The sequence below is a fragment of the Hungatella sp. SL.1.14 genome, from assembly GCF_024460495.1.
GTDB classification, from domain to species: domain Bacteria; phylum Bacillota; class Clostridia; order Lachnospirales; family Lachnospiraceae; genus Hungatella; species Hungatella hathewayi.
In genome coordinates, this window is record NZ_JANFYJ010000005.1 from 131473 (window position 1) to 145202 (window position 13730).

Genomic DNA, 13730 nt, shown 5'->3' on the forward strand with positions numbered 1-13730 from the left:
CGCTTTGGCAATTAGAATTTCTAATCAATTATTAGTGAATATTGTTTTTGTCATGTTTAACGCCGTCTTTGCTGTCACATTTTTCGGAACCATAATAAGTAACTCTTCCGGCACCGTCTGTACAGTAATACATATCATTACCGTCTTTAACATTCTTCTTATTCTTCATCAGAGAACCTGAGGAGTTAAGTAAGAATAAAGGTTCATCTTTATAACCTTCGTTTCTAGCTGATACTTTAACACCTATGGCATCAAATGCTTCGTATTTCAGATCACTGTCTGCTTTGATCTTTCTACCCTGAACATACATGGCACTCTTATCATAGATAAAGGTCTTAACAACTGTACCATCACCAAGTACTGTATCAGAATAATTGCCTACAGTTGTAGAACCAAATCCTTTACCCTTATTATTGCCACTCTTACCAAAGAAGTAAGCATAGGTATCGCCATCAACATCGACATTCTGAACGCCAGTCTTCATGGAACCATCGTCAGAAGATCCGAAATAATATACATCAACATTTAATTTGATATTATTCTCATCTACATAAGTAGCTCTCTCGTCACTTAATGGAATACCAGCCTTAGAATCTTCTTCCTTCGGAGCCCAGTAGGATTTAACCTTAGACTCACTGTCAATCTTCTCTGCACCCCAGATAAAGTTATCATCATCTACGCCTAATGCATATAATCCGCTTAACATTTCACCTTTGTCGTAGAATGCATACTTCTTACCATTGATGGTCTTTAACTGATTTACTACTAAATAGCCATCATTGTTGGCATAAAACCACTTCTCTTCATCATCCTGATTTGCTTCTTTGTTAATCTTATCTGTTGGAACTGCCTTAAACCAGCCTTTTCTTCTGGAACCATCTTCAGAAGTGCTGTAGTTCTGGTAATTAGAAGCAGTTGGAATTTCTCCGGCAGTAGCCTCTGTCCAGCCAGATACCATCTTACCCCAGCTATTAAAGCCATATTTTCTGCCGTTGATTGTTTTGTTGGTAATGGAATCTCCATCTTCAGCAAAGAGCTTTTTACCATTTGCTTTGAAGTAGAACCAGTAGTCCTGATCTTCGTCATCTTCATCTTTATTAATTACATGAATCTGTGCCCAGCCAACTCTCTGTGCACCATCATCTTCTGTACCACAATAATAAAGTGTAGTAGATTCTTTCCAGCCTTCATCGTCAGTTATTCTGTTAGATGTGCCATCAACCCAGCCATATAACATCTTTCCTTCATCATCAAAAGCATATTTCTTACCGTTGATAGTCTTGAAGGAAGTTGAGTCGCCAGCTTTATATGCTTTTCCAGATGCCTGAAAATAATACCAGTAGTTTGCTGGTGCATCATCACTGTTATCGTCATCATTAGCTACCTGTACCCATCTGTTAGCAGCCATAACACCATTCTCATCAACATAATAGGTATAATCACCGTCTTCAACCAGAGTTTCTGTTGCCATCTCTCCGTCGTCATTAAGATAGAACCAGTTATTTCCCGACTTCTTCCATTCGTTGCTTACTTTGTAGCCATCATTATCATAATACACCCATGTACCACTTTCTTCCTGCCAGCCTGTAGCTGCGAAGGAAGTCATGGAGGCACCGATAGCTAACAGAGCTGCTGCAGATAATACTGCAACTAATTTTGTCTGCTTTCTCATAAAAATGCACTCTCCTTTTTCTTTTTGAAATACTTTTTGAAATTCCTAATTGCATTACGAGGTAATTATACTTCCTATAAGGGAAATTAAAAGGAAATAGGTGATAATAAATCAGCAGTTTTGTCATCTGTTTGATATTTATTTTTAAATACTAATCAAAAATTATTCAACGCATATATTATAGTGATATTTTTATATTATTATAATTTATGAATGAATATAAAAATAATTGTATATTTAATTGTCCCCTATTGTAAAAAATATTAAAGCAATGACTTAATTAATTAGTATTGCTATGTTTACTATGAGATGTTATACTATAATCATTCATAGTATAATATCTTAAAATATAATGGAGAAATTATATGTTTATAGGAAGAAGAACTGAATTAAACGAACTAAATAAGTTATACAATAAAACCTCATTTCAAATGGCAGTCATCTACGGACGTCGTAGAATAGGAAAAACCAGATTGATACAAGAGTTTATGAAAGACAAGTCCGCTGTCTATATGACAGCAGTAGAGGCCGGTATAGCCATAAATCTGGAACTTCTTAGCACTGCTACCTATCTGACATTTTTAGGTGAAGAAGAGGCTACATTGATGCCATCATTCAAAGATTTTAGAACTGCCTTACAATATATTACTCAAAAAGCGAAAGAATCAAAAGTATTACTTATTATTGATGAATATCCTTATCTGGCTCAGGCGGATAAAAGTATTTCTTCGATTCTTCAGGCTACGATTGATCAGGAATGGAAAACCAGTAATATTATGCTCATTCTATGTGGCTCGTCCATGAGTTTTATGGAGAATCAGGTTTTGGGATATCAAAGTCCTCTATATGGAAGAAGAACAGCACAATTTCGGCTTGATCCATTAGATTACTATGAGTCTTCTTTATTTGTGCCCCGATATTCAGCGGAAGAAAAGGCACTCGTATATGGTATAACTGGCGGAATTCCTCAATACCTGGAAATGGTAGATGACTCTATTTCGATTAAGGAAAATATTTTGGAGATGTATTTAAATCCGAATGCCTATCTTTACGAGGAGCCTGCTAATCTGATGAAGCAGGAATTAAAAGAACCGGCCAATTATAACGCTATTGTTGAAGCAATCGCACAGGGAGCTACAAAACTAAATGAAATATCTAATAAAGTACAAATGGAAAATTCAAATGTTTCGGCATGTCTTAAGTCATTAATCTCTTTAGGGTTAGTCGAAAAGGAAAGTGCCATTACAGAAGAAGATAACAAAAAGAAAACCGGCTATATCCTGGCGGATCATATGTTCCGCTTCTGGTACCGTTATGTGCCAAAATGCATGCTGCTCATTAATACCAGACGCCCGGAACGAGCTTATGAAAAAATTATTGTTCCCGATTTGCAGAATTATATGGGAAAGGTATTTGAGAAAATGTGTCTGCAACATGTTGCTATGCTTAACGCTCAGGAAAAATTTCCTTATGATATATTAAAACTTGGCAGATGGTGGGGCAATAATCCGGTTTTAAAGCGCCAGGAAGAGATTGATATAATGGGAATCAACGATATAGATAAGACTGCATTGTTCGGTGAATGCAAATATCGAAATGAAGTTCTTGATCTGGATACGCTGGAACTGTTAATCCAACGCTCCGAACTCTTTTCTAGATATAGAAAGAAAGGGTATATATTATACTCGAAGAAAGGATTTAGCGATAGTGTACTAAAATTAACTGCTCAACAGTCGGTTTACATGAAACTCTTTACGCTTGATGAACTTTATGATTTAGAGTGAGTTAGAAGCATTAATTCTGCTTATATCAGGAATTCATTGTATAATATATAGTTGAAAGCGAGTCTTACTAATACATATGATTGGTATAATAAGACTTGCTTTTAATTTTATATAATATCAAAGCAATAAAAATATACGTATATTTTTCGATAAAAAGCAATAATATCGCTGTAATAAATATTCATTTTTTAAACAAATTATGCATTGCATGCAGGCAAGCTTTGTTACATGGATATTTTTAATGCAAAGCATATAATCTGTAATTTAATTATAAAATCTAGTATATCAAGCAGTATCAATTATTAATCACATTCTTCTTCCACCTAATTTCCCTTATAGGAAGTATAATTACCTCGTAATGCAATTAGGAATTTCAAAAAGTATTTCAAAAAGAAAAAGGAGAGTGCATTTTTATGAGAAAGCAGACAAAATTAGTTGCAGTATTATCTGCAGCAGCACTGCTTGCCATCGGTGCTTCCATGACTTCTCTTGCAGCTACAGGCTGGCAGGAAGAAAATGGTACATGGGTTTATTATGACAAGAATGGCGATGCAGTAACAGAACAGTGGGCAAAATCCGGTAATAACTGGTTTTGGCTCAATGAAGATGGTGAAATGGCTACGGATTATCTGGTAGATGATGATGGCAATTACTATTATGTGGATGCCAACGGAGCTATGGTAACCAATCAGTGGGTTTCCATTGAAAATGAAGACTATGATGGAGACGATGGTGATGAACCGTTAAACTACTGGTATTATTTTGGAGCTAACGGCAAAGCATACAAGAGCTCTTCCAACAGCAACAGTGCATCATTTAAGACCATCAATGGCAAGAAGTACATCTTTAACGATGAGGCTCAGATGCTTTATGGCTGGATTGATACAGACGGTCAGAGAGTAACTGGTGATGATGACTGGCGTGAAGGCACTTTTTACTGTGGTGATGAAAATGATGGTGCTCAGAAGGCTGGAGAATGGGCTTATCTTGACATTACAGACAACAACTGGGACGATGTAGATACAGGGCTTTCCAGCAATAATCTGTTTGACGACGAAGACCAGACCCGCTATTTCTATTTCAAAACTAATGGTAAGAAAATGACCGACGAGAAGGGAAAAACCATCAACGGCAGAAAATATAGTTTTGACGAATATGGCCGAATGAATGCAGAGTGGGTTAACTGGGATGCAACTCCATCCACAGCTAGCGCTGGTTCAGCTTCCTATACAACCGGTTACAGATACTATGGAGATCCTGAGGATGGTGCAAGAGTCACAAAAGGCTGGTTCCAGGTTGTTCCGGATTCTTATTTAAGCCCAGATGATTATGAAGACGATGAAAACAACTGGTATTATTCTGATAAGGATGGAAAATTAGTTGCTTCTGAAGTTAAAACAATCAATGGCAAGAAATATGCATTTGACTCTTACGGCGTAATGAAGAGTGGCCTGAAGGCAATTAAGTTCGTTGGAAGCAGCACTACTGAAATCGACGAAATTAAGGGCGATGATGGTATCGCTAATATGCATTTCGATACAGAAGATAACTTCAAGGATAACGTTTCTGACTTATATGGTGCTGATTATAAGTTATATTACTTTGGATCCGGCGATGACGGAGCTATGAAGACAGGAAAGCAGACCGTAACCATTGATGGTGAGGACTATTCCTTCTTATTCAACAAATCGGGCAGCTCCAAGGGTGCTGGTAAATTAGGTATCGATGACGATAAGTATTACTTAGGCGGCATGTTATTAAAGGCATCTAAAGATGACAAGTATTCTGTAATCAAAATTACAAAAGATGCAAGTGGTGCAATTACTGCACTGGAATGCTTAAGTACAGAAGAGTTCCTTGATGATGTAAATGCAACTTCCTCTATTCCGACAGGAAAAGCCGACGATTACGATGAGTACTATGATGTAAAAGCCGATGCTGCTGATACTGCTACAACACAGTACAGACTTGTAAATACCTCTGGTAGTGTTCAGAAGAATAAGAATAAAGCAAAAGACGGCGATGATCGTTGCTTCAAGGTTGGCAGCAATAAAGAAATTGAGGCTGTTTTTGTAGAAAGCTAATTGTAATTAACAATAAGAAATTCTAATTGCCAAAGAAGTTCTGTTTTGAATGTTGGAAGTGTACTTAACGAGTACATTTCCAACATTTTTTTAATTTGATTGAGCAGTCTTGGGCGAATATAATTTTAACAGCTTATATCCTTGAATACACAAATGAATACACAAATAAAGAGGATATTCAACAAATTATGATACGCTTTGTTGAATACCCTCTTTTAGCAATTAGAATTTCTTATCGAAATTTATGGAATTACTAATTATATTATTTTGCCTTTGCAGTACTTCCAAAGTATGTTACCACACCATATTCATCTGTACAGTAGTACATACCATCAGCATCTTTTAAGTTGGTCTTCTTCTTCATGATAGAAGCAGATGTATTAACTAAATATCCACCAACCTTACCAGCAACTTCTTTACCATCTTCACCAAAGGACTGATATCTGTAGTCTTTGTCAGCTTTGATCTTACGTCCTAAAACTAACAGAGTCTTCTTGGTCTCATTTACACCTTTGTACTTAGTAGCGCCTGTGGTACCAAAGGAATAAGAATAGTTATCGCCATCTACATCAATGGTCTGATTACCAGTCTTAGCTGCGCCATCATCCCCACTACCAAAATAGTATACGGCATAATTTTTGTTTGTACTATATGCTGCATATGCAGTATCGAATTTACCAGCGTCATCAATTTCAATCATTTCGCCAAGAATTTTACCAGTAGAATCAATATTAAGTGCCCATAATCCACTGATCATTTCGCCATTAGCATTAAATGCGTATTTCTTGTTATTGATTGTCTTTAAAGCTGAGTTATATACATTACCACTTCCGTCAGCATAGAACCACTTTGTAGAATCATCATCATAAGCGCTCTTATTAACCTTTTCTGCCGGAACTACTTTAACCCAGCCCTTCTGTAATCTCCAACCTTCATCGCCACCGTTGAAGTACTGATATTCAGTAATAGTAGCTACATCTGCATCTGTTGCCAAAGTATCAGTCCAACCATCCTGCATTACACCAGTCTCATCAAACGCATACTTCTTGCTGTTAATTGTCTTGATTGCAAACTTTGTAGCATCGTCAGCTGCATACTTTTTGCCATTCGATGGGTTGAAGTAGAACCAGTAGCTCTTATCTTCATCATCTTTAATAACATCAAGTTTCATCCAGCCTGAAGCACGAGAACCATCATTTTCGTCGCCACAGTAATAATCACCTGACTGCCATGCATCATCGCCAGTGATTCTGGTAGCATCCTCTTTGTTTACCCAGCCATAAAGCATCTTGCCTTCGCTGTCAAAAGCATATTTCTTGCCGTTGATTGTCTTGAAAGAAGCGGAACCGGAGGACTTATATGCCTTACCATTAGCCTGGAAATAATACCAGTATGCATCTGGCTCGTCAGTATCGCCTGCATTCTCATTCTCAACTGCTACCCATCCATTAGTTACCATAGCACCGTTGGAATCTACATAGTAGTAGTTTGTACCATCATCGATCAGTTCATCGGTAGCCATAACGCCATCACCGTTTAAATAGAACCAAGCGTCTCCTGATTTTGCCCAAGTATCTGTTACCTGATCGCCGTCCTTGTTATAATAAACCCACTCGCCATTCTCTTCCTGCCAGCCAGTTGCTGCAAAAGAGGTCATAGAAGCGCCGACAGCTAACAGAGCTGCTGCAGATAATACTGCAACTAATTTTGTCTGCTTTCTCATAATTAATGCACTCTCCTTTTTCTTTTTGAAATACTTTTTGAAATTCCTAATTGCATTACGAGGTAATTATACTTCCTATAAGGGAAATTATCAATACTTTTTTTCACTTTTTTTGCATATTTTTCAAAAAGTAATAAATATTCACAATTCCACCAGGAAAATATCATTTCCTCCATCACACTGACAGTATAATATAATTTTTTCAAAAATGCTATAACTTTTCTCTGTGCATTTTCTTACGTAATCTTTACGAAAACCGGGCCTCCGCGACATATTGTACTCAAATTAGTACAATCCAATCTTATTTCGGATTATCCGCTTAATTCTCTTAATTTTGTGCTATATATTTCGCTGCATGCATGATGTCGCATGCGGACAAAATTTTAATAGTATAAACCATTATATTGCGAAACTATCATACAGATTTATATTTTAGATAGTAAAAATAGCTTTCATTGCATACTTTAAGTATTCACCCCTATCCTAATAATGAATTCGAGAGACTGTAGGCTCATTACTGATAGGATTAAAAATGACTGATCAGCTACGCTCTTTACTCCGGTGCTCTCTGTATTTTTTCGCCCACGCACGCTCCCCTCCTCCCTATTTCCATTCTTCCATTTTTATTCTTACTTCATTTCATTCATTAAATACACTCATTGAATAAATGTTTCTTTCTATGTTATAAATTATAAAAGCATTTGACGAAATAAATTACAAAGCTCTAACTTCTAAGTAAATAGCTTATCCCACTTTTTAATACCACACATAATCTTAGACCAACGAATTACACTTAATAATAATCCTGTGTATATCTGTGCTTACCTGTAATTATCTAATATTATGTTTAATCAAATTATCTCCACCAATATTATTCTTACCTATTAAATAATGATCTTTACAACAATACTCTTTACAAATAACCCTTTTCACATATAATGCCCTTAACAAACAATCTTCTTTACAAACACTTCCTTCCCCCCTGTCAAATCCCCCCTTTACCGAACCACTCCTCCATATTTCTTTATACACAGTCATCTTTTTATATATACTATAATATTTCTATACCAGGCAGGCAGACAAACAGATATAAGACCTACTCAATATAATAAATCTCATTAAACCTCCTCCCAAACTCCCCTCTAAAACCGTCTCCCTCCGCCCCTCCCTTCCTATTATCATCAATCCCCTGCCCAATCCCCATCTTTTCAACAACTCCCAACTTTCAACCGCCCGCTTCTCTCCCTCTCTTCCCCTAACTCCAATCTTGCATTTCCCCACAATTATGCTATAATGTTCACATACATTAATATATCGCATTTTTTGAACATCAAATCTCTACTTTTAAAGTATGCATTTTACTAAAATAATGATTATCAATCACGGAGGTATTCATCATGAATCGTAATATCATCATCTGCCGTTCTATCCTCGAGAATCCTGCTATCACACAGCGGGAACTGGCCCAGGCGCTGGATGTCTCTCTCGGAACAGCCAATAATCTTGTGAAGGAATGTATTTCGCAGCATCTTATCACGCCGGCCGGTACAGGCGGAGCATACGAACTGCTCCCGGCGGGGCTGGAGCTGCTGAAACAGTATAAGGTTGACGGAGCCCTGATTATCGCCGCCGGCTTTGGTTCCCGTTTCGTTCCCCTGACCTTTGAAATGCCAAAGGGTCTCCTGGAGGTCTTCGGAGAACGCATGATTGAACGGCAGATTCGGCAGCTCCATGAGGCCGGCATCAAAGATATAACGATTGTCGTCGGGTATCTGAAAGAAAAATTTGAATACCTGATTGATAAATATGACGTAAAGCTTCTATATAATCCCGAGTACTCTACCAAGAATACACTGACCACCATTTACCGCGCAAGAGAGGTCCTGCGGGGCAGAAATATGTATGTTCTCTCTTCCGATAACTGGATGCGGCACAATATGTATCATGCCTATGAGGGCGGCGCCTGGTACTCTTCCGCTTTTATGGAAGGGGAGACTTCAGAATGGTGCCTCGATTATAATAAGAAAGGCAGAATCGGAGGCGTCTCAGTTGGCGGAACCAATCAGTGGGTCATGTATGGCCCCTCCTACTTCTCAAAAGAATTTACTGCTAAATTTCTGCCTGTCCTTGAGGCCTATTATGAGCTTCCGGGGACGGAACAGTTCTATTGGGAAAATGTCTATATGGAAATGCTCTCCGGAGAAGCGGCCAAACGCCTTCCTAACCTTAAGGAAGCAGGCGAAGACATTGACATGTATGTGAACCGCAGACCGGAGGATGAGGTATACGAGTTTGAAAATCTGGAGGAACTCCGGAGATTTGATATCAAGTATCAGCGCCATTCTGACAACGAGGCTATGGAACTGGTCGCCCGGGTTTTCAAAGTTCCTGAGTCGGATATAACGGAAATCAGATGCTTAAAATCAGGTATGACGAATAAATCATTTCTGTTTAAAGTGAAGGAACGCCACTATATCTGCAGAATTCCCGGTCCGGGTACGGAGCTTCTTATTAACCGAAGGCAGGAAAAGGCGGTATACGACGTGGTAGCCGGTCTCGGTATTACGGAAAAAATCATTTACTTTGACGGAGAGACCGGTTATAAGATCGCGGAGTATTATGACGGGGCCAATAATGCCGATCCCCGGAACTGGGAGCAGATGGAAAAATGCATGGCAATCGTTCGCCGCCTTCATCATTCCGGGCTCACTGTTGAGCACTCTTTTGATATGAGGGAGCGGATTGACTTTTATGAGGATCTTTGCAGGAGACATGGAGAAATCCCATTTGAAGATTACGGAAAAGTACGTGGCTGGATGACGGAACTGATGGACCGGCTGGACTCCATGGGACGCAGGAAAGTCCTTTCTCACCTCGATGACAACGGCGATAATTTCCTGATGCTGGAAGACGGCGGGGTCCGGCTGATCGACTGGGAATACGCCGGTATGTGCGATCCGCTGGTGGATGTGGCCATGTGCGCAATCTATTCCTATTATACAGATGATGAGACTGAGCGGCTGATTCGGATTTATCTGGAACGTGAACCGTCACTGGATGAGCGTTATTCGGTTTACGCCCATATGGCCCTCGGCGGATTTTTATGGAGCCTCTGGGCTGTGTACAAGGCAGCGCTTGGAGAAGAGTTCGGCGAATATACGATCATTATGTACCGGTACGCAAAGCATTTTTATAAAAAATGCAGGGAAATTGGATGAGTTTTGGAAATTTGTCCACAAATCGTAATAATTTTTTTATGCATTATAAGGTCTCCTGTGTTATAATGAATTCATATGTGATGTCGTATCTTGTAAGAATAGGAGGAGATTAGGATGAGATGTGGGAAAACAATGACTGCGTTACTCCTGGCCGGACTCGTGGGAAGTTCCGTTTTCATGTCGGCGGACACTGCCTGGGCAGCAGCAGGATGGAAGCAGGAAGGCTCACAATGGAAATATATCGACACGGATGGGTCTGAACATAAGGGTTGGGCAAAAAGTACTGATGGTACTTATTATTATATGGATCTCTCAACCGGTTACATGGTAACGGGATGGAAGCAGATTAATAATAACTGGTATTATTTCCGTTCAAACGGGGCTATGGCAACGAAATGGGTGGAGGATGGCGGGAAGTATTACTACCTGATGGACGACACCGGCGTTCTCGTCAAAGGCTGGCTGAGAATCGGCGATGATTACTACTATATGAAGGGCGACGGCGCCATGTCCACCGGATGGCGTGAGATGGATGGCGGCTGGTTCTATTTTAAGGAAAACGGGAAGTGTACCCTTGGATGGGGACAGATCGGCAGCGACTGGTTCTATTTCGGGCCCGATGGCAAGATGCTGACCGGATGGCAGCAGATCGGCGGAGACTATTACTACCTGAACTCAGACAGCAAGAGCGTTCTCGGCAAGATGATGACAGGCTGGCTCAGCGACGGCACGAATAAGTACTATATGGACACATCAAGCGGTAAGATGGCTCACGGCTGGAAGGAACTTGACGGTGCCTGGTACTACTTTAATGATGCAGGCCACATGATGACGGGATGGATCCAGCTTTCCGGTGTCTACTATTACCTTGATCCTTCTACCGGTAAGATGGCGGCTAATACGACTTTAACCATTGACGGAGTCAGCTATACATTTGCCTCCAACGGCGCTTACCAGAACAGCAATTCCGGCGCTCCCAGCACAGGCGGCAATGTATCAGCACCGGGCAGCGGAACAAATAATACCAATGCTCCCGGTACCAGCAACAATAACACCAATACTTCCGGAGGCCCCGGCGGATCATCTACGGGGAACGGCAGTTTAAGCAGTGCGCCAGGCAGCAGCGATAATACACCAGGCGGCAGCAGCTCACCGGGGGGCAGCAATGCTCCTGGAGGTTCTTCCTCCAACAACGGTGTTTACCAGCTGGCACCGGGACTGACTAACGGACCGGGCTGATGCCGGCGTGTCCGTTCGGCCCATAGCTCATGGCCGGTGGAAATTAAATACAGATTTTGTGTGGGTATCTGCACTTCGGCGCGGATACCCATTGTAGTTTTAACGGAACAACTGACTGCAAGGATGAGGAGGCTGACACTTTGAAACACAGAAGACTTACTGGAAGAATTACGGCGGCAGCGCTCAGCGCCGTCATGGGCTGTTCAGGAGCATTCCTGTACTCCGCCCCGCCCGCTTATGCCGCGGGCTATGAACGGGTAAACGGGTATTATCAGATGCTGGATGGAACCGTGATCGACGGCGTCGTAGCAAGAGGAATCGACGTATCCCGATGGCAGGGCAATATCGACTGGAACGCCGTAGCCGCTGACGATGTGGAATTCGTCATGCTGGGAACCCGGTCGAAAGGGGCGGTTGACCCCTATTTCCACAAAAACGTGAAGGAGGCCTCCGATGCCGGAGTACGGGTCGGCGCCTACATATATTCACTGGCCACCACACCGCAGATGGCTGTGGAGGAGGCGGATTTCGTCCTCGATCTGGTGAAGGATTATCCAATTTCATTTCCGATCGCATTTGACGCGGAGGACAGTTCCACACTGGGATCGCTGCCGCCGGCACAGGTGACGGAGATCATCAACGCGTTCTGCGAACGTGTGGAGGCAGCCGGCTATTATCCCATGGTCTACGCCAACGACTACTGGCTGGCCAATAAGATTGATATGTCAAACATGCACTATGATGTATGGGTGGCCCGTTATGAGGTAAAACACAATTTTTCTGACCCGATCATGTGGCAGGCCACCAGTACCGGCTCCATCGACGGAATTGCCGGAAATGTTGATATTAATTTCCTTTATAAAGACCTGACTCCCTATCTTCCAGGTAATCTCTGGAGAACCATCGGGGATAAGACGTATTATTACCAGAATTATCAGATGCAGAAGGACGCCTGGATCAATGACGGAACCGGCTGGTTCTATATGAACGGGGACGGGCTTGCCTCTGTCGGATGGCTGGAAAAGCTGGGCTTACATTACTACCTTGACGAAACCACCGGACGCATGGTTACCGGATGGAAACAGCTTTCTAATAGCTGGTATTTCTTTAATTCAAGCGGTGCAATGAGCACTGGATGGCTGGATGACAATGGTTCCCGGTATTTCCTGAACGCCGACGGTACCATGAAGACGGGATGGCTTCAGCAGATGAATCAGTATTACTATCTCGATGAGAATTCCGGAAAGATGGCGACCGGATGGAAACAGCTGTCCGGAAAATGGTATTTCCTTCAGGATACCGGAATCATGGCGACCGGATGGCTGGATCAAAACGGAACAAAGTATTTCTTAAACAACGACGGATCCATGGTAACCGGCTGGCATACGGAGGGCGACAAAAAGTACTTCTTAACAGACAGCGGCGCGGCTGCGGTCGGATGGCTTCAGTTAGACGGTACATGGTACTACTTCAACCAGGGCGGCGATATGGCGCGCGGCTGGATCAATCCGGATGGAAACTGGTATTATCTGAATCAGGACGGAAAGATGCAGACCGGATGGCTGGATGACGGCGGCGCAAAGTACTACTTAAGCACTTCTTCCGGAAAGATGACAGTTGGATGGCGTGAAGTTGACGGCGCGTGGTACTATTTCAACGGCAGCGGTGCCATGGTGACGGGACTTACAGAGATCAACGGACAGCTTTATTACTTAAATCCTTCCGACGGCAGGATGGCGGTTTCTACCACCCTTGATTTTGACGGCGTCGATTATACGGTCGATGCAAATGGTGTCTGCACGAAGGTAGAAGAACCGGCGGACGGCACACAGGATGGACAAAATGGAGCCGAAGGAAACGGTCAGAGCGGACAGAGCAGCCAAAATGAACCGGCAGCAAATGGACAAAATACAGGCAGCGCCACGCAGGAATCTCCTGCGGACAGCGGCCAGACAGATTCTAAGAAAGAGATTGGACCCGGAATCAAATAGCAGCATAGATTCTAAAACA

8 protein-coding genes are annotated in these 13730 nt (G+C 41.7%); 5 read left to right on the forward strand and 3 right to left on the reverse strand.

What is annotated here, in order from left to right; translation table 11 throughout:
* Window positions 1–31 precede the first annotated feature (31 nt).
* Window positions 32–1672, reverse strand: a complete 1641-nt coding sequence (locus NE473_RS07405) for a hypothetical protein (RefSeq protein ID WP_006770924.1) — start codon at window positions 1670–1672, stop codon at window positions 32–34.
* A 365-nt stretch (window positions 1673–2037) separates the two neighbouring features.
* Here NE473_RS07405 and NE473_RS07410 point away from each other — a divergent pair, with 365 nt between their 5' ends.
* Window positions 2038–3456 (forward strand): ATP-binding protein, encoded by a 1419-nt coding sequence (locus NE473_RS07410; RefSeq protein ID WP_006770923.1) that lies wholly within the window; start codon window positions 2038–2040, stop codon window positions 3454–3456.
* 413 nt (window positions 3457–3869) lie between these two features.
* The gene (locus NE473_RS07415; RefSeq protein ID WP_148511340.1) at window positions 3870–5540 is read left to right on the forward strand and encodes a cell wall-binding protein; all 1671 of its coding nucleotides are present in this window, start codon (window positions 3870–3872) and stop codon (window positions 5538–5540) included.
* A gap of 262 nt (window positions 5541–5802) precedes the next feature.
* On the opposite strand, the gene NE473_RS07420 is transcribed toward NE473_RS07415, so the two are convergent.
* Entirely contained in the window at window positions 5803–7263 is a 1461-nt protein-coding gene (locus NE473_RS07420) for a PspC-like choline-binding domain-containing protein (protein ID WP_022032306.1), read from the reverse strand.
* A 1096-nt stretch (window positions 7264–8359) separates the two neighbouring features.
* On the reverse strand, window positions 8360–8485 hold the full coding sequence (locus NE473_RS07425; protein WP_256265191.1) for a hypothetical protein: 126 nt from the start codon (window positions 8483–8485) through the stop codon (window positions 8360–8362).
* Window positions 8486–8660: 175 nt separating this feature from the next.
* Between NE473_RS07425 and NE473_RS07430 the strand changes: the two genes are divergently transcribed.
* The 3 genes from NE473_RS07430 (at window position 8661) to NE473_RS07440 (ending at window position 13711) form a co-directional block, all read left to right on the forward strand.
* Window positions 8661–10481, forward strand: a complete 1821-nt coding sequence (locus NE473_RS07430) for a phosphotransferase (RefSeq protein WP_256265192.1) — start codon at window positions 8661–8663, stop codon at window positions 10479–10481.
* A gap of 114 nt (window positions 10482–10595) precedes the next feature.
* Window positions 10596–11720: a PspC-like choline-binding domain-containing protein gene (locus tag NE473_RS07435; RefSeq protein WP_055650774.1), complete on the forward strand. Its 1125-nt coding sequence runs from the start codon at window positions 10596–10598 to the stop codon at window positions 11718–11720.
* A 140-nt stretch (window positions 11721–11860) separates the two neighbouring features.
* Window positions 11861–13711, forward strand: a complete 1851-nt coding sequence (locus NE473_RS07440; RefSeq protein ID WP_055650773.1) for a GH25 family lysozyme — start codon at window positions 11861–11863, stop codon at window positions 13709–13711.
* The last annotated feature ends 19 nt before the right edge of the window (window positions 13712–13730 follow it).